This window comes from Bradyrhizobium sp. NBAIM08, from assembly GCF_020193935.1.
GTDB lineage: Bacteria > Pseudomonadota > Alphaproteobacteria > Rhizobiales > Xanthobacteraceae > Bradyrhizobium > Bradyrhizobium yuanmingense.
Genome location: NZ_JADYVR010000837.1, coordinates 1 through 411, shown reverse-complemented (window position 1 = coordinate 411; position 411 = coordinate 1). Strand labels below are relative to the sequence as shown.

Below are 411 nucleotides of genomic sequence, written 5' to 3'. Positions count from 1 at the left end.
TCCTTATTCTGAAAATTAAATCCGTCGGTAACCGGCTGAATTGCCGGGAATCCTTCCTTCGTTTCATCCCAGCCGGTATAGTCGCTCCATACCCGAAGGTTTTCCCGGGTAATGCCTGCAAACACAGGATGACCGGGCCGTTCCGGATTTACATAATAACCGTTCCTGGGTGATTTTGTGGACAGTGGATAATTTGGATCATCAATGTCAATATTGAGGGTGGTGAGCGAATGATCTAATAAATAACTGACATTCAGCAGGTGTGCACTATCCTGCCGCAGACATAAAATCCTGCCGCCATTTTGTATAAAGTTTTTAATAACCAGCTGCTGATCAGCAATTGTTTTATCTGCTGAATTTTCACCGATGACGAGAAAACTATTTGGGGGAATATTGCTAAGAGAAGTTAGC

1 protein-coding gene is annotated in these 411 nt (G+C 43.6%); it reads right to left on the bottom strand.

All coding sequences use genetic code 11. The annotated features are described in order from the left end of the window. On the bottom strand, positions 1-411 hold a 411-nt coding region (locus tag I6F37_RS42305; RefSeq protein ID WP_225154720.1), incomplete at both ends, for a hypothetical protein.